General features: G+C 42.0%; 10 protein-coding genes. 9 read left to right on the top strand and 1 reads right to left on the bottom strand.

The window, feature by feature from the left end; all coding sequences use genetic code 11:
- Positions 1-123: 123 nt before the first annotated feature.
- From NSQ20_RS19355 to NSQ20_RS19345, 3 genes are all read left to right on the top strand, one after another.
- The gene (locus NSQ20_RS19355; protein ID WP_340030624.1) at positions 124-2037 is read left to right on the top strand and encodes a beta-glucoside-specific PTS transporter subunit IIABC; all 1914 of its coding nucleotides are present in this window, start codon (positions 124-126) and stop codon (positions 2035-2037) included.
- A gap of 34 nt (positions 2038-2071) precedes the next feature.
- A complete protein-coding gene (locus NSQ20_RS19350) occupies positions 2072-3514 on the top strand; it encodes a 6-phospho-beta-glucosidase (protein ID WP_340030623.1) in 1443 nt (480 codons plus the stop codon).
- Between the two features lie 314 nt (positions 3515-3828).
- Positions 3829-4227 carry a RidA family protein gene (locus NSQ20_RS19345; RefSeq protein ID WP_047843450.1) on the top strand — a complete coding sequence of 133 codons (399 nt, stop codon included), beginning with the start codon at positions 3829-3831 and terminating at the stop codon, positions 4225-4227.
- 123 nt (positions 4228-4350) lie between these two features.
- Here the strand turns inward: NSQ20_RS19345 and NSQ20_RS19340 are convergent, their stop codons facing one another.
- Positions 4351-5508: a S8 family peptidase gene (locus NSQ20_RS19340; RefSeq protein ID WP_340030621.1), complete on the bottom strand. Its 1158-nt coding sequence runs from the start codon at positions 5506-5508 to the stop codon at positions 4351-4353.
- A gap of 211 nt (positions 5509-5719) precedes the next feature.
- Here NSQ20_RS19340 and NSQ20_RS19335 point away from each other — a divergent pair, with 211 nt between their 5' ends.
- The 6 genes from NSQ20_RS19335 to NSQ20_RS19310 all read left to right on the top strand — a co-directional run bounded on the left by NSQ20_RS19335 (position 5720) and on the right by NSQ20_RS19310 (position 22643).
- The gene (locus NSQ20_RS19335) at positions 5720-6250 is read left to right on the top strand and encodes a GNAT family N-acetyltransferase (RefSeq protein ID WP_338706349.1); all 531 of its coding nucleotides are present in this window, start codon (positions 5720-5722) and stop codon (positions 6248-6250) included.
- A 116-nt stretch (positions 6251-6366) separates the two neighbouring features.
- Positions 6367-7227, top strand: coding sequence for a Cof-type HAD-IIB family hydrolase (locus tag NSQ20_RS19330; protein WP_339194129.1), 861 nt, complete (start codon positions 6367-6369; stop codon positions 7225-7227).
- 172 nt (positions 7228-7399) lie between these two features.
- Complete coding sequence (locus NSQ20_RS19325) at positions 7400-8665, top strand: YncE family protein (protein ID WP_340030620.1); 1266 nt, start codon at positions 7400-7402, stop codon at positions 8663-8665.
- 18 nt (positions 8666-8683) lie between these two features.
- Positions 8684-8905, top strand: a complete 222-nt coding sequence (locus tag NSQ20_RS19320) for a hypothetical protein (RefSeq protein WP_036672792.1) — start codon at positions 8684-8686, stop codon at positions 8903-8905.
- 323 nt (positions 8906-9228) lie between these two features.
- Positions 9229-10434, top strand: a complete 1206-nt coding sequence (gene fabD, locus NSQ20_RS19315; RefSeq protein WP_340030619.1) for an ACP S-malonyltransferase — start codon at positions 9229-9231, stop codon at positions 10432-10434.
- A gap of 272 nt (positions 10435-10706) precedes the next feature.
- Positions 10707-22643, top strand: a complete 11937-nt coding sequence (locus NSQ20_RS19310) for an amino acid adenylation domain-containing protein (protein WP_340030618.1) — start codon at positions 10707-10709, stop codon at positions 22641-22643.
- Positions 22644-22671 lie beyond the last annotated feature (28 nt).

Below are 22671 nucleotides of genomic sequence, written 5' to 3'. Positions count from 1 at the left end.
AACCTGAATTGCTGAATAACACGACTGATTTCCGGACGATCCGGTATGTTGTGTATGTTCAGTGGTTCAGGTTTTATTTGTTTCAAAAGTCATGGGGAGTCTACTTAGAGAGGGAGAATTACAATGAGCAACTACGATCAATTAGCTAAGGACATTCTGTCACGTGTAGGTGGTCGCGAGAACGTAAACAGTGTATTCCATTGCGTAACAAGACTGCGGTTCAAACTGAAAAATGAAAGCGTAGCCAAAACGGAAGAACTTAAAAATCTGCCAGGTGTTATTACCGTCATGCAAAGTGGTGGACAATATCAAGTTGTTATCGGCAACGAAGTGCCGGATGTATATAAAGCAGTTGTTAAAGCAGGGAATTTGTCTACTGAAGGTCAAGTAGATGAGAACGATGCAGATTCAGGTCCCAAAGGCAATTTGTTTAACCGTTTTGTAGATATGATTTCGGGTGTATTTACTCCAGTGCTTGGATTGCTTGCAGCGACGGGGATGATTAAAGGTTTCACAGCTATGTTCGTGTCCCTGGGTTGGATCGACAATACTGCTGGTACGTACGCCTTATTGAATGCCATAGGGGATTGCTTATTCTACTTCTTCCCGATCTTCCTTGGCTACACAGCTATAAAAAAATTCGGTGGAAGTCCATTCCTAGGCATGGCTATCGGTGCATCGTTAGTCTACCCAACACTTGCGGGAATTCGTGCTGGAGAACCGTTATACACTTTGTTTGCAGGCACTTTGTTCGAATCACCGATTCGGATCGAGTTTCTAGGTATACCAGTTATTTTAATGGATTATGCTTCATCCGTTATTCCGATTATCGTAGCAACGTTCTTCGCGGTCAAAATCGAACGTTTCTTCAAAAAGGTTATGCCTAAAGTAGTCAGTAATTTCCTAGTTCCATTTTGTACTTTGTTAGTTATTGTACCAGTTACGTTCCTAGTAATTGGGCCGGTTGCGACATGGGCGGGTCAACTGTTAGGTGCATTCACATCTTCAATTTACGGACTGAGCCCTTTACTTACAGGACTTGTAATCGGCGGTTTGTGGCAAGTATTCGTATTGTTCGGACTCCACTGGGGACTCGTTCCATTGGTATTCGTTAACCTTGCAACGCTTGGCTATGATTCGATTCTGGCATTGTCTTTTGCAGCTTCCTTTGCTCAAATTGGTGCAGTGCTTGCGGTTACTCTAAAAACGAAAAGTCAAAAAATAAAAACACTCGGTGCACCAGCGTTTATATCCGGTATTTTCGGTGTCACTGAGCCAGCGATTTACGGTGTAACATTGCCATTGAAAAAACCATTTATTATGAGCTGTATTGCTGGTGGTATTGGTGGTGGTATCCTTGGTTTTGCCGGAACTAAAGGTTATATAATTGGTGGTCTTGGAATCTTCGGTTATCCGAGCTATGTAAGTCCTACAGAGGGAATGAATTCCGTATTCTTCTGGACGGTTGCAGCAACCATTATTGCATTCATCCTTGGTTTTATTCTGACATACGTGGTTGGATTCAAAGATCCGGTGGAAAAAGTAGCTGCACCTGCACCAGTACTTGATCCAAATCCGAACAGCAGATACGAAATTGTCAGCCCAATGGCTGGTGAAGTTGTTGCACTGAATGAAATTAATGACGTAACGTTTGCAGGTGAGCACATGGGTAAAGGGATTGCAATTCGTCCAACCAGTGGTAGAGTTGTATCTCCAATCACAGGTGTCGTTCAAACCGTATATCGTACCAAACACGCCATTGGTCTTGTAAGCGATGATGGTGTAGAGATGCTGATCCATATTGGACAGGATACGGTCAAACTGAAAGGTCAACATTTTACAACCCATGTGAAAGATGGAGAGCGTGTTAACGCAGGTGACCTGATTGTTGAGTTTGATCTGCAAGCGATTAAGGATGCAGGGTATGAGACGGTTACACCGATCATTGTGACTAATACTTCAAATTATCTGGACATTGTAGGAACAAAAGAGGCATCCGTTCATGAGAAAGATAAATTGATCACGGTATTAAGCTAATTCAAACTAAGGATGGTTAAGGAGGAACTCCTCAATGAATGAAAAGTTTACAGCCTTCCCGGAGAATTTTCTCTGGGGAGGAGCAACCGCAGCGAATCAATTGGAAGGTGCTTATCTGGAAGGTGGCAAAGGTTTAACAACGGTAGATCTCATTCCGATTGGTGCCAATCGATGGAATATTGCTCTGGGTAACCTGGATTCGTATGAGCCAAAAGCAGGGGAATTCTATCCTTCACATGAAGCCATTGACTTCTATCATCGATATAAGGAAGATATTGCGTTATTTGCAGAAATGGGATTTAAGTGCCTCAGGCTTTCCATAGCCTGGGCACGGATTTTCCCTAATGGCGATGAAGCGGAGCCAAACGAAGCAGGCTTGCAATTTTATGATGATGTCTTTGATGAGTTATTAAAATACAACATTGAACCTGTCGTGACGATCTGCCATTTCGATGTACCTGTACATCTGGTCGAGACTTACGGCGGTTGGAAGAACCGCAAGATGATTGGTTTCTTTGAGAAATATGCGACGACTTTGTTCAATCGATACAAGAATAAAGTGAAATACTGGATGACGTTTAATGAGATCAATATGTTACTGCATCTCCCGTACATTGGAGCGGGGATTGTTCTGCAGGATGGTGAAAACAAAGATCAGGTTCTGTATCAGGCAGCACATCATGAATTGGTAGCGAGTGCACTTGCTGTTAAGGCTTGTCATGAGATCATTCCTGGTGCACAGATCGGGTGTATGTTAGCCGCTGGAATGGTGTATCCATACAGCTCTAACCCGGATGACGTGTGGAAGGCTATGGAGAAAGATCGTGAATCGTTCTTCTTCATCGACGTACAATCGAAGGGAGCATATCCGGGTTATACGAAAAGATTTTTCAGAGAAAATGACATTTGGATTGACATGCAACCGGAAGACGCAGAGATCTTGATGCAGAACACGGTCGATTATATCGGTTTTAGCTATTATGCAAGCCGGTGCACCAGTACAGACCCTGAGATTTTGAAAGATTCGACAGAAGGCAATGTATTTGGTTCGGTGAAGAACCCTTATCTGCAAGCTTCCGAGTGGGGGTGGACCATTGATCCTAAGGGGCTTCGAATTACGCTTAATCAACTGCATGACCGCTATGGCAAACCTTTGTTTATCGTAGAAAATGGACTTGGTGCAACCGATGTGTTGTTAGATAATGACTCCGTAGAAGATGACTATCGCATCGAATATTTGAATAGTCATTTTGCCGAGATGGCTGAAGCGATTCAAGACGGTGTAGAGCTCATAGGTTACACAAGCTGGGGACCGATTGACCTGGTCAGTGCGGGTACCGGAGAGATGAAGAAACGTTATGGCTATATCTATGTAGACCGAAATAATGATGGTACGGGCACACTTCGCAGAGTGAAAAAGAAGAGTTTTCACTGGTACCAAGATGTCATTGCGAGTAATGGCGCACAATATTTCTGATACAAGGTGTCCAACGCTATAGAATAAACAAAGAGCAGTCTCGTTATTACGGGATTGCTCTTTGTTTATGAGGGGATGAATTTGACCCATGATGTGGCTTTCAGATATAATAGAAAAATTAAGAGAATCTTGTCACTTAAGAAGGGAGGAGCATCCACTCATGAAGAAAAAATCACTTGCGTTTATATCTTCGGGATATGGATACTCCACTGCTGTCTTTTTCTAGAATCTATTCCAAGGGTGAAGTCTGCCCAAAATCGGAAGAAAACTAGGAATTAACGCAGAAAAATCTTAAGAATGATGAGGTAATCCAAATGAATATTGACAAAATTACTAGAAAAAATCCAGAAAATATGCCAGCTCCTGTAGGTCAGTACACGCATATTACAAGAATTCCGAGGAATGCAGAGTTATTTGTGACTTCGGGTCAAATTGGAGCAGATCATAATGGACTCTTTCCAGAGAGTCTGAATGAGCAAGTCACTAATACATTTAATAATATTAAAACAGTGCTCGAATCTGAGCGCTTAGATGCTGAACATATTATCAAAGTGAACGTATGGGCAACCGAGGAAATCGATTGGGATTTCTTATATGCCGAGTGGGGACAATTATTTAGTACGGATTATCCTGCAATGACGATTGGTTACATTACGGCGTTAGGTCTACCAGAGATTAAAATTGAAATAGAGCTTTGGGCAGCAAAAGTGTAACATCAAATACTTTTTAACCAAACGAAGGAGCATCTTACTTACAGATGCCCCTTCGTTTTTTATTTGTGAAAAATGGAAAGGATATGCCCTGTGTGCAATCATGAGCGATAGTAGGTGGGTGTATTATGGCACCTGCAAGCTCTGATAAGCATTCAGTCGACCATATGTCCAGTAGATCCCGGAGCCTGATACTGGGTCAGAAGCGAAACACAGCGCGTCCCGAATCTGAGCATTTGTTTTCCCTTGTGCAGCGAGAAGTGCAGCCACTCCAGCCACATGAGGGGCAGCCATGGATGTCCCGCTAAGGTAGGCATAGGAACCACCCAGGTATGTGGATAGAATGGTATCACCCGGTGCAGCCATATCCACCCAGGAACCATAGTTGGAGAAATTGGATTTGAGATCGGAAGGGTTGGTTGAAGCGACAGCAATCACATTGGGATACGATGCGGGTACGATTGGGAATGAAGTGTTATCATTACCGGCTGCGGCAATAATCACAGCTCCTCGATCCCAAGCATACTGTACGGCAGCTTGAAGGAAAGCATTTCCCATCGGCCCACCAAGGCTCAGGTTAACAACCTGAACACCGTTATTGGCAGCAAAGACAAGCCCGTTACCTACATTACCTATCGTTCCTTGCCCCTTGTTATCCAGTACCCGGAGCGGAATGATGGATGCGAGCGGTGCAGCGCCTGCGATGCCCACACCATTGTTGGTCACGGAGGCAGCGATCCCGGCTACATGGGTGCCGTGGCCGTTCCCGTCCTCAGGGATGTTATCATAATCAACATAATCATAACCGGGGAGGAGCTTGGAGGCCAATTCTGGATGGTTTAGCTGTACACCGGTGTCGATAATGGCGATTTTGACAGAGCTGTTACTCTGAGTAATATCCCATGCAGCGGGTGCGTTGATTTTGGACAGGTTATACTGATAAGGAAAGAAAGGGTCATTGGGAGTGAAGGATGCCTCAACGAGGTAATTCGGCTCTGCATGTTCAATAAGCTCATGATCTTTGTAATGTTTCAGAATTCTGTGCATTTTTTTGCGGGATTCCACACGGTACCATCCTAAATCTTCATAGGTCTCAGCGACCTTACATCTCCCTTTTTCGTGAAGGGTGTGCATCTCATCCTCGGTTGTACCTTCCTTGAATTTGACGAAGAGTTGCTTGGGAGCGTGCGGATGAAACTTGCTTTCGGCAAGTTGGTCCAGATAACGATACATGAACCCGATTACTAGCAAAATGAAAGCAAAAACACCTAACCATAACCACATGAGCGTTTATCCCTCCAATATGATTTGTGACACGCCTTATCGTATGCGAACTCTATCAGACTGCGCGGGCACTCTTGCAATTTGGATAGTAGTGTAGATAGATTGATAGGAAGGGATAAATTCGGTAAGATGATATGAAGAGAGCCGCTTTGGCATGAACAAGATTTAAGGCAGGGCCGAGAGGTAGCTCTTAATACAGAGGATAAGGAATGTGGATTTATTGACACAACTTCAGAGTATACCGACAGTCACACCAGTTCAGGCACATCAGATTCATGATGCCATTGATTTTGCCATGCGTGTACGCAGAGAAGTGTTTCCGATGATGGATCATACGAAATTGCCTGTAGACTTCGAGCAGTTCAGAGAACATTATCTGGACTCCGATGGTTCGATTTTTCTTGTTGCAATGATGGAGGATGCGGGGATCGTCGGTTCTATTGGGATATTACCATATGATGGACGTATCGAAGCTGTGGAAGGTCGATATGCAGATCGATCGGCTGCAGAAATAGTAAAATGTTATGTAGATCCCGCGTATCGTAGGTTTGGCATTGGCTCGATGTTGATGAACGAACTGGAGAACGTGGTAAAGGATATGCACTATACCACGCTGTATTTGCATACACATCGCTTCTTGGCAGGAGCCGTAGATTTCTGGAAACGCCAAGGGTTTACGGTTATTGCTGAGCAGGATGATGATTGGCAAACCGTACATATGGACAAGTTGGCATGTAAGTAACCATTGTAACAGAACCGAAATTCTGACCACATTTTGGAAAAATTGATTGATGATACTATAACTCTTGTTTACAACAACATAGACATATACGAGATACATGATGGGGGCATAAGAAGATGCAAGAAATGAAGCGAAAAATTGTTTTTATTGATATTGATGGCACACTGGTAGATGATGACGGAAGTATTCCGTTGTCAGCACAGAAGGCTTGTAAACAGGCCAGAGAGAACGGACATCTGCTCTATTTATGTACAGGCCGATCCAAAGCAGAAATTTATGATTCCATCTGGGATGTCGGATTCGATGGTCTGATTGGTGCAGGTGGGGGTTATGTGGAGTTTGGCAAGGACGTGTTATATCACAAAAGGGTAACAGCGGAAGATGTTCGACATATGGTCGATTTTTTCAATGAAAACGGCATTGACTTCTACCTTGAATCCAATTCGGCATTGTATGCGAGTAGCAATCTTCAACCTCACCTGGAACGCCGTATCTATGGTGATGTGGAGAATGACCCTGTAGCCAGAGAGAAGAAGGAATTGAAACCGCACCCGTTTATTGCCGGATTAACGTATGGAGAGGCCGACCTGTACAAGGATGATGTGAACAAAGTATGTTTCTTGGAGAGCTCAGCCATCCCGTTTGAGCGGATCAAGCAAGAGTTTGAAGGGAAATTCGAAGTCATTCAGTGCACTGTGCCAATCTTTGGTGAAGGAAGTGGTGAACTGATGATCCCTGGCATTCATAAAGCCATTGCGATCGCTGATCTGCTGAAGCATCTGGGCATGTCCCAAGAAGATACATTTGCCATCGGTGATGGCATGAATGATGCCGAGATGTTGGAATTTTGTAACACCGGAATTGCCATGGGTAATGCAAAGCCAGGTCTGAAAGCCATTGCAGATGATATTACTGGAACAGTAGAGGAAGATGGATTGTATCATAGTTTTGTGAAGTATGGATTGATTGAGGGATAAAGAAATGAGGCAATCTGGAAAACAGTTAATACGTACACCCTTTGTCCCAAACCTTATTTTAGACCCTGCATATATTATTGCAGGGTCTTTTTTTGGTTTAAACAGATCAATTTATATTTTCAAAAAATGGTTGTAATCAAACCATAACATCTAAGTGAAGGAGAGAATCGAAATGGCCATTCTGTCAACCGGACCTATCGAGAATAATGCTGTCAGTGATGTAAGGCCAACACAACAAGTTACCGTTAAAATTGATAACAGAAATTCTCTGGATGGATCCGTTGTTTTGATACAAGGGTATAATCTGACCTCTACGAGGACTTTATATGTCAGCGAGCAGATTTCAATTGATCCGGATCAGGTAGTGACAAGAACTTATTTTGCCAATCTTGATGCGTTTGAATTTGTCTTTACAGTTGAAGGTGCAGCTATAGAGCAGACGGAGATTTCCGTGTGGGGCAAAAATGAAACCGGCCAGCTTGTTGCCGCACATCGATTAGTTTCTTCCGAACTTGAAATAGAGGGGGATAATACGTCAGTCAACCGCATATATGTAGCCAATTTTAATAGTAACGATGTTTCCGTCATTAATGGAGATTCGAATACGGTGATTGCTACCATTCCTGTGGGGACGAATCCTGCAGGGATTGATGTCAATCCATTAACGAGTCGCATTTATGTCGTAAACAGAAGCAGCAATACCATTTCCGTTATTAATAGTTTAACCAACACAGTGATTGCTTCTGTTCCGGTTGGGAGCGAGCCAAGTGACGTAGGGGTCGATATAGCGACCAATGCTATTTATACGGCAAATTTTAATTCATTGGATACAACTGAAGATGTAACCGTTATTGATGGATTGACCAACACGGTGATTGATGCGATCACTATTCCTGGACTCAATTTATTAACTGGAATAGGCGTCAATTCCTTAACCAATCGGATCTATGCAGTTAATTTTAATTCTGATACTGTCTCTGTAATCGATGGAGTAACCAATACAGTGATTGCTACAATCCCCGTTCAGGTTAATCCATTCCGTATAGGTGTCAATCCAGCCACCAACCGTATTTATGTATCGAATTTTACCAGTAATACGGTTTCCGTTATTGATGGATTGACGAATTCCGTCATTGATACCATTCCAGTCGGCGTTACGCCAGCTGAAGTAGCGGTTAATACCTCCACAAACGCCATTTACGTACCCAATCGAGACACGGATAATGTTTCAGTAATTAGTGGATTAACAAATACCGTGATTACTACTGTTCCGGTCGGGAATAATCCAAACGGAGCGGGCGCCAATCCGTTAACTAATCGAGTTTATATAAGCAATCAAGATGACAATACCATTTCTGTGATCGATGGCGAAACAAATACGGTGATTGCTACCATTCCGGTGGGGGCACGTCCGTTCGCAATAGGTGTAAATCCGTAGAAAGGTGAGGGGATTTGGATGAAAGAAGTTATAACGGCATCAGACTTAATGGAGCAGCTGATCACCATGAACAAAGAAAATTCTGTATGCCAAGTTAGGATTCCAGGTAAGGGGATGTATGTAATTGTATTACAGGACGATTATTCAACTGTGCGATCTTCAGATCAGATGTTGAGTGATACAGAGAACGAAGCGAGCGAAAAAATCGGATCTGAAATAAAGAGGAATCCTTTTCTCTGAGGATAAGGGGAATCGCGAGTCTTGAATGATCAGATCAGAACAAAACAGGCATCTCCTCAATGGAGGTGTCTATTTGCATAGTACTCAGACTACAGACAAGATCCAGTAAAGAACAGCACTAAATGTTCCAATATAGAGGCCAACAGGGAGCCAAAAAAGAATGACGAATTTTTTTCCGTTCATAGAAATAGATGCCCCTCCTTTTGACTTTGTTATTGCATAACTCCTAATGAAAGTTTATTATAAATTTGCAAACAAGGAATTTATTGGTTTATGGTTGTCGAAGTGCATGAAATATAAAGTAGATACATGGAGGATGCTGGATGAGTAATGTAGCTCTGTTGTTTCCTGGACAAGGTTCTCAGATGGTTGGGATGGGGAGAGACTTTTGGAATAACTTTGATGTGGCTAAGAAGTTATTTGAAGAAGCTAGTGATGCGATTTCTTTCGATTTGAGAAAGTTATGTTTTGAAGGTAGCATGGCTGATTTGACAATGACGATGAATGCTCAGCCTGCACTTTTGACTGTTAGTGTCATAGCATATCAGGTGTATATGCAAGAAATAGGGATGGAACCCGCTTATTTGGCTGGGCATAGTTTGGGAGAATATTCGGCTCTGGTCTGCGCAGGTGTTCTATCATTTCATGATGCCATTAAACTGGTAAGACAACGAGGTATCATTATGCACAATGCAGACCCGGATCAGAAAGGTACCATGGCCGCCATTTCAGGTATTCATTTAGATACACTTCAAAACATATGCGAACAAGTTTCCACGATCGAGCGTCCTGCTTGTGTGGCTTGTGTGAACGCTGACCAGCAGTTTGTCATTTCGGGACATCGGCACTCTATACAAGAAATTATTAAAAGGACAGAAGCCCTGAGAACGAAACATTCGTATATCAATGTAAGTGGTCCCTATCATTCTCCCATGATGCAAACCGCAGCAGAACAATTCAAAGTTGAATTGGATCAATATCAATATGCCCATGCAAAATACCCGGTTATTTCCAACGTTACAGCAGCACCCTATGAGTCTGATCGATCTGTCGTGGATTATTTAACCATGCAGATGACGATGCCTGTAAGATGGTTAGAGTCGATGAACTATTTGATTAAACAGGGAGTCACTGAAGTTGTAGAGTTGGGCTCTAAACATGTGTTAGTTAGTCTTATGAGTAAAATAACGAAGCGTATTGTACCGTACTCGCTAAGTCAGCCTTCTGATTTACTAATGCTTACAAATACACAAGAAAGGAAAAATAAGCGGTTAACGATTCGTAAAAAGTTGTTATCAGAACTAATAGTAACCGCACTCATTTCAAGGAATTATAATACAGATTCAATATCCTATACCCAAACGGTTGAGCCATTGTTTCACCAATTACAACGGGCAAAGGAACAAGTAAACAACAATGAATATGAACTTAGTGAAGAAGAGATAAATGATGCTCTTCAGGTATGTCATTCCATTATTATTGCAAAAAAAATTCCATTGGATGGAACCGCGTTGATTGATGCAATCTAGTACTCGATCTGTGCTTTTGCAAGATCTATATTACAGCAACAGACTGCCTTTTTATAAGGTAGTCTTTTTGTCCTTTAATGCATCTGAACTTGTTGAAGCTTCAGATATTTGGTAATAAATATGTCAATAACCCACAAATCAATCTCTATTTTTTACCATATAGTAACAATAAACTGATTGATTTTACATATATTTCTATGGTAAAATTTTGCTTGAAATATGTGTAAATAATTAGATAAGCATGTTAGAGATGATTCATTTGGAGGAGAGATATGTATACTAATCAGTTTCAAACACTAGTGGATATTATCCGCGACAGAGGTAAAATAACCGACCGCGGTATTCGTTTTATCGATGCGGACAAACGTGAAACTTTTATATCTTATCATCAATTATTTACTGAGGCACAAGGGTATTTAGGTTATCTACAAGCCATCGGAATTAAACCTAAACAAGAGATTATTTTTCAGATTCAAGAAAACAAACGGTTTTTAGTCGCATTCTGGGCTTGTATACTCGGTGGAATGATCCCTATCCCTGTAAGTATTGGTGAAGATGAAGAACAAAACTTGAAAGTATGCCGTATTTGGAATTTGCTAAATAACCCTTTCATGATTGCATCTGAGAAGGTGCTGGATAAAATGAAGAGATTTGTTTTGGAACATGACATGCTTGATTTCCATCATCAATTAGAAGTCAGAACGGATCTGATCCAAGATACCATATATCATTATGAATCTATTAATAATATAGTTGAACCTCAGTCTGATGACTTGGCATTTATTCAATTTTCTTCTGGATCAACCGGTGATCCCAAAGGCGTTATGCTCACCCATCGAAACCTGATTTATAATACTTGTGCTGCTATTAATGGCACACAAATTAGTTCAAACGATAGTTTTCTCTCCTGGATGCCCCTTACCCATGATATGGGTTTGATTGGATTTCATCTCGTACCCCTCGTGGCAGGAATTCATCAGTACTTGCTCCCAACGGAATTATTTATTCGCAAACCGATTCTATGGATGAAAAAAGTAAATGAACACAAAGCAACCATACTGTCTTCTCCTAACTTTGGTTATAAATACTTCCTGAATTTCTTTCGCGAAGACAAAGCGGAGGGATGGGATCTGTCATCTGTCAGAGTCATTTATAATGGGGCGGAACCTATATTACCCGAAGTGTGTGATGAATTCCTAAATGTATTGTCAGCATATCACTTAAAGAAAACAGCCATGTTTACCGTATATGGATTAGCAGAGGCTTCTGTTGCCGTCTCCTTTCCCAAGGTAGAAGAAGAATTTACTGCGGTGTACGTTCACCGGGATCATCTGAACTTAGGGGAGCGTGTCATCGAAGTCGAGAAACATGCTGAACATGTAGCATCATTTGTTGCCGTTGGCGAAGCAATTGATTATTGCCATGTTAGAATTTGCGATGAGGAAATGAACAGTGTTCCCGATTTGGTTATTGGAAAAATTCAAATCAAGGGGGATAACGTCACCCAAGGTTATTATAATAATTCACTTGCAACGGAGAAGTTATTAACGCACGACGGATGGGTGAATACAGGAGATCTGGGTTTCATCATGAATGGAAAACTGGTTGTAACAGGGCGGGAAAAAGACATTATCTTTATCAATGGTAAAAATGTATATCCCCATGACATTGAACGTGTCGCCATACAATTAGATGATATTGAACTCGGAAGAGTTGCTGCTTGTGGTGTGTATGATTCGAATAGTCAAAGTGAAGAAATTATTGTGTTTGTCGTGTACAAAAAAAAGATCGAACACTTCTTGACGCTTGTTAAAGAAATCAAAAGACATCTATATAAACATGGGGGATGGAGTGTCAAAGAGGTACTGCCCATCAAAAAATTACCCAAAACAACAAGTGGGAAAATCCAGCGGTATCAGTTAGCCAAGCAGTATGAAGCAGGCAAATTCTCAACAGAATCTGCATTCATCCATGACTGGATCAAGAATGACAATGACAAGGCAAAGGGAAAGGCTGCTGTTTCGGTTCGAGTCATAGAACGTGAATTAACTTCACTATTTTCTGAAGTGCTGGTTGGGAAAAAGGTTGAACTTGAGGATAGCTATTTTGATATGGGTGCAACTTCATTACAGCTGGCCCAAATCGCTGAACGTATAGAACAAAAATACGGAGAAGAGCTTGCTGTTACGGACCTCTTTACCTATCCCTCGATAACTGAATTGGCAGCATATCTGGCTAGAGGCTACAGCGAGACCATGCAAGTCAACAAAACTCAAGAGGATCATACGCCATCCAAAGATATTGCTATTATCGGTATGTCTTTGAATCTCCCTGGTGCATCAAATGCAAGCGATTTTTGGCGTGTTTTGGAAAATGGAACGCATAACATTCGGGACTACCCGGAAAGTCGGATAAAAGACGCAGCGGATTATATACAATCCATGCGAAGTGAAATGAGCGAAGTTCAATGGATCAAGGGTGGTTACTTGGATCAGATTGATCAATTCGACTATTCTTTCTTTGGCATAACCCCAAAAACTGCACAATTTATGGACCCGAATCAAAGGATGTTCTTGCAAACGGCATGGCATACGATTGAAGACGCTGGGTATGCAGGGGAAGGAATCAATGGAAGAAATGTGGGCGTGTACGTGGGGTATTCCAAAGTTGGGTATGATTACGAACGGCTCGTGACGGCGAGTTACCCCGCAGAACTCAAAAATTATATCATTGGAAATTTACCATCTGTACTGGCGAGCAGAATTGCATATTTCTTGAATTTAAAAGGCCCGGCCTTAACGATTGATACCGCTTGTTCCTCCTCACTTGTTGCTGTTCACATGGCATGTAAAGGATTGCTCGCAGGAGACTGTGAAATGGCAATCGCAGGAGGCATTCGAACGGCATTATTACCGATAAGTATCGGACTGGATATGGAATCTCCAGATGCATTGACGAGAACGTTTAGCGAAGATGCCAACGGCACGGGATTTGGCGAAGGTGTTGGGTCGGTCATGTTGAAGCCAATGCAGCAAGCGATTAAGGACGGGGATCATATCTATGGTGTGATTAAGGGAAGTGCGATTAATCAGGATGGCAAGACGGTAGGAATCACAGCACCTAACCCGGAGTCTCAGACCAATGTGATCGAACAGGCATGGAAAGAAGCCGGCATTTCTCCTGATACGCTTAACTTTATTGAAGCACATGGAACAGGGACAAAATTAGGTGATCCGGTTGAGTTCAATGCTTTGCGTAAAGCTTTTGAGAAGTATACGGATCGGAAACAATTTTGTGCGATCGGATCTGCCAAAGCTAACATTGGACATGGTTTTGAAGCGGCGGGGATCGCTGGATTAATTAAATCTATTCTTATGTTTCAACATAGAAAGATTCCACCATTGGTTCACTTTGACAAGCCTAATCCCCTGCTTAAGTTTGAAGCTTCACCTTTTTATGTGAATCAGGAATCAATGGCTTTTGGTGAAAAAGAGAGTCCTTTGCGATGCGGGGTTAGTTCTTTTGGTTTCAGTGGCACGAATGCGCATGTGGTTCTCGAAGAATATGTTCCTTCCCCAACCGTAGATAAAAAAATGTCCCAAGAGCCTAGTCTATTTGTTCTGTCTGCTGCCACGGAACGGGCGCTGGATGAATTGGTCAGAACGTATCATGAATATCTAACCGATCACACGGATGTTTCCATTCAACAAATCTGTTATACAGCCAGTACGGGAAGGGCTAATCTGGATTATCGGCTTGCCATCGTAGTCACGAGTACACAAGAATTACTTGAAAAATTGAAACGAATTGCAAGCGGAGAGGGTAAACTGCCATATGTTTATTTTGGTTATGCCAAAAAAGACAAAACGCTTGTTAGCGATCATCTCTATGCTCGGGGAAAGGCAGAATCTTTAAATGAACTCGGTCAGTTATTTACACTGGGGGCAGTGATTGATTGGGAAAGGTTTTATAATCATGAAGTCATTTGGAAAATTCCATTGCCTCTATATCCATTTGAGCAGAAGCGCTGTTGGATTGAAGTCAAACATACGATACCAGCGGGACATAGGTCAGAGAGGAATGAGGTTCAAATGGAGATGAATACAAACGGTATTGAATTAAAGATTAAAACAAGCATCAGTCGTGCATCTGGTTTGAAGTTGGAAGAGCTGGATCATCAAGCTCATTTTCTCCAAATGGGATTGGATTCCATTATTCTTGTGCAAATTCAGAAGGAAATCTCAGAGCTGTTCCGTTTGAATATCCCGATGGAAATGTTTTTTGAAACCCTTACAAATATCAATTCCTTAGTTAAATATGTGTCAGAGAATATAAAACAACATGATGTATCCGAGAACATAAAAAATGAAACCGATCAGGAGCATACTGAACAACGAAATCTGGCATCTGTGAACAATATAAACACGGCAAAATCATCAGGGAATGTGTCGGAACAAATTGTGATGTCTGCCATTCAGCTCATGGAATCTCAATTAAAAAGTTTGAATGTGCTGTTAGGCGAGCAAATGAATGCTGTTCAATCGCCTCTTTTGGAGATGAAACATCATGAAACCCCAAAAGTTCAAGCTTCACCGGTAATGAATGAAATCAATAAAACCAATGAACCCAAAAAGATCCAACCGGATTCGGAATCGAAGGAAGAAAAAAAACCTTTTATACCGTATCAATCGTTGAAGATTCATGAAGAGAGTGGATTATCACCGCTTCAGAACCAGTATGTTGAACAGTTTGTAACAAAGTATACCGCAAGAACCAAAGGCTCCAAATTAAAAACAGGCCAAACACGTTTGGTTCATGCGAATAATCGCAATGTATCTGGATTTCGTTCGTATTGGAAGGAAATGGTGTATCCCATCATTTCAACGCGTGCAGAGGGATCTAAGTTATGGGATCTGGATGGGAACGAGTATTTGGATCTGACGATGGGATTTGGTGTAAATCTATTTGGTCATAATCCAGCTTTTATTCAAAATGTAATAGCAGACAGCCTCCAGGAACAATTGCCTCCATTGGGCCCTATGTCAGATTTGGCAGGAGATGTTGCAACAAAAATTTCCGAGTTGACAGGTGTAGAGCGTGTCGCATTTTATAATTCAGGAACAGAAGCTGTTATGGTTGCACTTCGTTTAGCGCGGGCAGCAACGGGGCGTTCCAAAGTTGTATTATTTTCAGGATCTTACCACGGTACACATGACGGCGTGTTGGGTGTAGCGAATCCTGGGGATGTTTTATCGTCTGCACTGCCTATGGCTCCTGGTATTGTAAATAGCGCTATGGAAGATTTGATTATTCTTAATTATAACCATCCGCAATCCCTGGATATGATTCAGAACCTGGGTGATGAATTGGCTGCTGTGCTTGTAGAGCCGGTGCAAAGTCGAAGACCTGATATGCAGCCAACACAATTCTTACGGGAACTTAGAGAGATCACGAAACAGTTTGGCATTGCACTTATTTTCGATGAAGTCATCACTGGATTTAGAATTGGTCTGGGTGGAGCACAAGATCGGTTTGGGGTTCAAGCAGATTTGGTTACGTATGGGAAAGTGGTCGGTGGCGGGCTGCCTATTGGCATAGTCGCGGGTAAAGCTGAATTTATGAATCCGGTAGATGGTGGAACCTGGAACTTTGGTGATGATTCTTACCCTTCCGATGCAGATAAAAAAACGTTTGTTGGTGGAACCTTCTGTACACACCCTCTTACGATGAGAGTGATGTTAACGGTACTGCAGTATCTTCAATCCGAAGCAGGAACTTTATATAAGGAATTAAATGAAAAAACAGATTATCTTGTTAAAGAATTAAATGCGTTTTTCAAAACAGCGAATGTACCGATGCAAATGGTGAACTATGGATCTTTATTTCGATTTATATCATTTGGAGATATGGAATTATTCTTCTACCATTTAATTTATAAAGGTTTATATATTTGGGAAGGTCGTAACTGTTTTATATCGACTGTGCATTCCATGGGTGAGATGGATACGATAATCAGAATCGTGAAAGAGACGATCCATGAACTACGCGAGTGGGGGTTTATCCCTGGTGAATCGCCTGTTTCGGAATATCCGCTCTCTTTAGAGCAAAAACAATTATTGTTAACTTCATTACATGGGGAAGATGCAAATGCTGCATTAAATCAGAGTGTTATTTTAAAAATGACAGGTGGAATAAAGCCTTCCACACTGGATCAGGCCGTGAATCAGATCGCACAGCGTCATGAAGCCCTGAGAACAGTCATTCATGCCGATCGTGAAACACAACAAATCAGATCCGAAATGGAACTTCAATGTACATGGTTGGATTTCTCAGCATATGCGGGTGAGGATCAAGAACGGGAAATTTCCAATTGGTTATCTGCCGATGCAAATGAAGCCTTCGATTTACAGTCTGGGGAACCTCTATTTAGAATCACCTTGCTTAAAAAGGCAACTGATCAATACCTTATGGTGCTGACATTTCATCATATTGTTGTAGATGGCTGGTCGATTGCTGTATTCATTCAAGAGTTGGAACATACCTATTCTGCTCTGGTCCGAGGAGTTCCGGTTCAACTACCTGAAGCCACTCCATTCCGTGAGTATTTAAGATGGCAACGACTTGAACATGAAAAAGGCTCATTTACCGAAGGAGTCCAGTTCTGGAAAGAACAATTTTCCTTATCCTATCCCAACATTACACTTCCAACGGCACCTTCCGATGATGTGCCCAAGGGATATGACGGTGAAAGATATTCCATCAAGTTGGATCATCAATTAACAGAGTCTTTGCGAACGTTAAGTATAAATAATAAGAGCAGTTTGTTTGTAACGATGTTTGCAGCGTTTCATTTATATTTGCATCAACTAACAGGGCAGTCTCACCTTGTCATCGGCGTGCCTACAGCGGGTCAGTCTCATATGCGAAAGAATACGCTGATTGGCAACTGTGTCAACATTATACCTGTTCATCATGCCCTATTAACGAAGCAATCCGTTGTAGACCATGTTCTTCAGCTCAAGGAAACGCTGGCTCTAGTCATGAAGCATCAGCATGTTCCATTGACCCTCGTATCCGAACAGCTTGCTCATATGACTGCACCGGATACCCGGATTTTATTCAATATGGACAGAACGATTCATCATCTTCAATTTGAAAATATCAAGACTGAATTCATGTCGTATCCGATCAAACATATTTCTTACGATTTATTTCTTAATATTACGGATGTTAGCCATGAATTGTACCTGGATTTTGATTATAATACCAAGCTTATTGGACCTGAGATGATGAAATTGTGGTCTGAAGGATTTAAGGGTTTGCTGCAAAAAATGGTGAGTCATCCAGAGGCTGAAATCTCGTCTTTGACGTTGTTCTCATCCGAGCAACAGGACCAATTACAGGAAATATATAATCGGTTTGTTACGGAGCGTCTTCCTCACGTTAATTATGCAGCCATATTCGAGTCTCCAGTCAATGACGTGGAGAAAAAGCTGGCTTTGATCTGGGAGGACGTATTATCCCTTGATCAAGTGGGGAGACATGATCACTTTTTTGATCTCGGAGGTAACTCGCTCAAGGCGACTGTAATGCTATCCAAGGTACATGAGCAGTTTCAACACAAAATTTCAATCGTTCAATTCTTCCAAAACCAACGTCTGAAAGAGCTTGCCAGTCTGATTACAGGCGAGAACGAGGAAACATTCATTCCAATCAAGGCATTGGACGTGAAGGAGTTCTATGAGACGTCAGCTGCACAACAGCGAATCTACTTTCTGGATCAATTTGAGCCGAATAGTGTGTTTCAGAACATGTGCGGCCATATTACGGTCACAGGAAATATCGATGAAGCTAAATTGATTTCGTCATTGGAACAAATCGTGCACCGTCACGAAGCTTTTCGCACCAGTTTCCATCTGATGGATGGAGAGCTTTACCAGCGTATCGCGCCAACGATTGATTTTGAAGTGAAACGATTTCAGGAAAGCTCTGCTTCATTCGAACAACATGTTAAGACGTTTGCCAAACCATTTGATTGCTCCAGAGCGCCGTTAATACGTGCCGAATTCATTCGTATAGACGATGATCATGCAGAGATCCTCATTGAGATGCATCATATTATATCGGACGGATATTCCGTTGGTATTCTTGCGAATGAATTGATTGATGCGTATGACGGAAGAAGCATGTCGGACATTGAGGTTGAATACAAAGACTTTGCAGCTTGGCAGAAAGAATTTCTGGCGGGGGAGTCTTATAAGCAGCAAGAAAAATATTGGCTAGATCAATTCAAAGGAGAACTCCCGAACCTTAATCTGCCTACTGATTTTGTTCGGACACCTCATTTGACTTCGGCAGGTTCTAGATTGTCATTTGTGTTGGACGCACACTTGAAGCAGTCGCTGGAGAAGCTTGCGAAACAAACGGGAACTACGATGTTTATGGTGTTATTGGCAGCGTATAATGTGCTGCTTCATCAATATACGGATCAAGAAGACATGATTGTAGGTACACCAACATCAGGAAGAAACCATCCGGATGTTGAGAATATGATAGGTGTCTTTATCCAGACGGTAGCAATTCGATCACAGCCGGTGGGGAATAAGTCGTTTCGATCCTATCTCGAGGAAATTAAAAAACAATCCCTGGATGCATTGGATAACCAGGACTATCTTTTTGACAATCTTGTAGAGAAATTAAACACACATCGGGATACCACTGGGACAGCACTTTTTAATACAATGTATATCTTTTTAAATACCGCGTTGAATCAACGGCAAGAACAGGATTGCAGCTTTAAAGTTAGAGAATTAAATGTCGGTGTATCGTTGTATGATCTGATGTTCATCGTTGAGGATGATAACGAGTGTCTGGAAATGCACTTTAATTACAAGACGGAGCTGTTTGAACGGGGTACCATCGACAGAATGAAAACACATCTGTTCAACATCCTCAGAGACATTGTGATCGAACCTGATATTGCCTTGTCCGATATTCAAATGCTGTCTGAACATGAGCAGAACGTTCTTTTATATGACTTTAATGATACCAACATAGAATATTCCCGGGAACAGACCATTCAGGAGTTATTCGAAGCACAGGTGGAACGGACACCTGATCAATTGGCTGTTAGTTTTGGAAATGAGCGATGGACGTATCGTCAATTGAATGAACGGGCGAATCAATTGGCATATACGCTTAGAGCTGAGGGAGTGCAGCAGGATCAATTTGTAGGCATTCTGACAGATCGTTCGATTGATATGATCGTTGGCATCTTTGGCATTCTAAAAGCAGGCGGGGCGTATGTACCGATTGATCCGGATTCTCCTGAAGAGCGTATCCGGTACATCCTGCATGATTCGGGGGCAACGTTGTTAGTCACGCAAAATCATTTGAAGCAGTTGGTATCATTCAATGGCCAAATCATGGATTTGAACGATAAAGAAACCTATGCAGCTAATCTGTCGAATCTGGAACCCGCAGGGAATTCCGAGCAGTTGGCTTATGTGATCTATACTTCAGGCACAACAGGCATGCCAAAAGGTGTAATGATCGAACATCGTCAGGTTCATCACTTGGTTAAAGCGTTGTACAGTCAAGTTATAGATGATCAGCATAGCGGTTTGCATGTCGCTCTACTTGCGCCTTACTATTTCGATGCATCTGTGAAGCAGATTTTTGGCGCACTACTGTCAGGACATGCTTTGTTTATTGTAGATAAGGACACGGTACTGGATGGACAAGATTTAATGAATTATTATCAGCACCACCAAATTGATTTGACGGACGGAACACCTGCGCACCTGAAATTGCTTTCGAAGGCAAAAAACGTTCAAGGCATATCGCTAAAATATATGCTCATTGGCGGTGAAGCTCTCTCTCAGCAAAGTGTAAATGAAATCACATCATTATTTGCTCTCAATCATATAACGCCGCCAGCCATAATTAATGTGTACGGTCCAACAGAATGTTGTGTGGATGTTGCGACATACCGTGTACTTCCAGAACACCTGGATACAGCGAATCAACGAGCTCACCTACCGATTGGTCGAACATTAGGAAATAATCTCCTGTATGTATTGAACAAACATGGCAAAGTTCAGCCTGTAGGCGTCGTAGGGGAATTATGTATCTCTGGCGATGGGGTTGGTAGAGGATACTTGAATTTACCTGAGCTGACAGCAGAAAAATTTGTACGTGATCCGTTTGTCCAGGGAGCGACAATGTACAAAACGGGAGATTTGGTGAGATGGCTTCCCGATGGCCATATCGAGTATCTGGGAAGAATGGATCACCAAATTAAGATTCGCGGATATCGGATCGAAGTAGGAGAAGTCGAAGCAGCGCTGTTAGATCTAGAGTGTGTGAAAGAAGTTATCGTCATTGCACATGAGGATGATCACGGGGACAAATCGTTATGTGCATACTTTACAGCGAATTCCACGCTGACGGTGGGAGAGTTAAAACAAAGCCTCTCTAAGGTGTTGCCGAATTACATGGTTCCAGCCTACTTTATACAATTGGATCACATGCCTCTCACAGCGAACGGGAAAATCGATCGCAAATCGCTTCCGAGTCCAGAAGAAAACATACAAACGGGAAGTGAATATATAGAACCCCAAACTGGGGTGGAAAAACAGTTGCTGCCTATTTGGCAGGATGTGCTTGCCGTGAAAAAAATCAGTGTAAAAGACCATTTTTTTGATGTAGGAGGCAACTCTTTACGTGCGACCAAGCTGGCCGCCAAAATCAATCAAAAGCTGAATATCCACATATCGGTAAGAAACGTCTTTGAATGGCAGACCATTGAACAGATGGCTCAATCTATTGAACAAATGGAACAGGAAGTATCAGTGTCCATTCCTCAAGTGGAGGAAAAAGAATATTATCCTATTTCTTCAGCGCAAATGAGAATGTACATTATGAGCATCAAAGCCGGCAAGGAACTCATGTACAACATGTCAGGTATGTTTATGTTGGAAGGATCGCTTGATCGGATCAGATTGGAAGAAGCATTCCAACAATTGATTCATCGGCATGAATCGCTTCGGACTGGATTCAAAGTCATACACGGGGAACCGAAACAGATCGTATACCCTAAAGTTAACTTTGGAGTTGAATTGATCGAGTCAACGGAAGAAGAGATAGAAGATCGAATTGAACAGTTTGTTCGCACATTTGATCTCGGGCAAGCACCTCTTATGAGGGTGGGACTTATTGAACTTCAGCAGGAGCGTCATGTATTGCTGGTAGATCTCCACCATATCATTGCAGACGGACTATCTGTACATCTTCTCATGACTGAACTTAGCCAGTTCTATAAGGGAGGGGAGCTATCTCCTCTTCGAATTCAATATAAGGACTATGCTGAATGGCAGCAAATACAGCTTCATAGTGAGCGGATGAAAAAGCAGGAGAAGTATTGGCTTACTGTGTTTGGTGAGAGTATCCCGCTATTGGATCTGCCAACAGACTATGAGAGACCTGAAACGCTAAGCTATGCTGGAGATGTATTGGACATTGTTATGGAGGAAGACATCCTTCCAGGCTTAAGGAACATGGAAGTACGGACAGGAACAACGTTATATATGATTCTATTAGCCGCCTATACCATTCTGTTGTCCAAATACAGCGGACAAGAAGATATCATTGTAGGCGCACCGATTGCAGGCAGGACACATGCTGAGCTGGAGCCGGTCATGGGGATGTTTGTGAATACACTGGCTATTCGAAATAATCCTGCTGCGGATAAAACATTCACGGAGTATCTGCTGGAAGTGAAAGAAAATATGTTGAACGCTTATGAGAATCAGGATTATCCGTTTGAAGAATTGATTGAGAAAGTAAATGTAACCAAAGATGCTCGGCGGAATCCGTTGTTTGACACCATGTTTGTATTGCAGAATACAGATGCTTCAGAGATTCAGATGGATGGAGTAACCTGTAAGCCTTATGCTCCAAATACGAGAGTATCCAAATTCGATTTAACGTTGTATGTTACCGAATTGCAACACAAGTTAGAAGTGGCCTTTGAATACAGTACGATTTTATTTGAGAAAACAACGATTGAAGCGATGTCACAAAATCTATTGGTCATATTAACAACCATTGCCAACGACCCTTATATTGAAATCAAGAAGATTCAATTGGTTGAAGAATTAATAGATGGGGATACGCTGGCTGATCTAATTGAAGTAGATTTCTTCTAAGCTAACCTAAAAATAAAAGTGATCGGGG

The sequence above is a fragment of the Paenibacillus sp. FSL K6-1122 genome (genome assembly GCF_037977015.1).
Classification (GTDB): Bacteria; Bacillota; Bacilli; order Paenibacillales; family Paenibacillaceae; genus Paenibacillus; species Paenibacillus amylolyticus.
This window is presented reverse-complemented; position numbering and strand designations above follow the sequence as displayed.

Coding starts and splice junctions, on each gene's coding strand:
- NSQ20_RS19340 (WP_340030621.1), bottom strand. CDS start 5,508: ATGTGGTTATGGTTAGGTGTTTTTGCTTTCATTTTGCTAGTAATCGGG.
- NSQ20_RS19325 (WP_340030620.1), top strand. CDS start 7,400: ATGGCCATTCTGTCAACCGGACCTATCGAGAATAATGCTGTCAGTGAT.
- NSQ20_RS19330 (WP_339194129.1), top strand. CDS start 6,367: ATGCAAGAAATGAAGCGAAAAATTGTTTTTATTGATATTGATGGCACA.
- NSQ20_RS19345 (WP_047843450.1), top strand. CDS start 3,829: ATGAATATTGACAAAATTACTAGAAAAAATCCAGAAAATATGCCAGCT.
- NSQ20_RS19320 (WP_036672792.1), top strand. CDS start 8,684: ATGAAAGAAGTTATAACGGCATCAGACTTAATGGAGCAGCTGATCACC.
- fabD (WP_340030619.1), top strand. CDS start 9,229: ATGAGTAATGTAGCTCTGTTGTTTCCTGGACAAGGTTCTCAGATGGTT.
- NSQ20_RS19350 (WP_340030623.1), top strand. CDS start 2,072: ATGAATGAAAAGTTTACAGCCTTCCCGGAGAATTTTCTCTGGGGAGGA.
- NSQ20_RS19310 (WP_340030618.1), top strand. CDS start 10,707: ATGTATACTAATCAGTTTCAAACACTAGTGGATATTATCCGCGACAGA.
- NSQ20_RS19355 (WP_340030624.1), top strand. CDS start 124: ATGAGCAACTACGATCAATTAGCTAAGGACATTCTGTCACGTGTAGGT.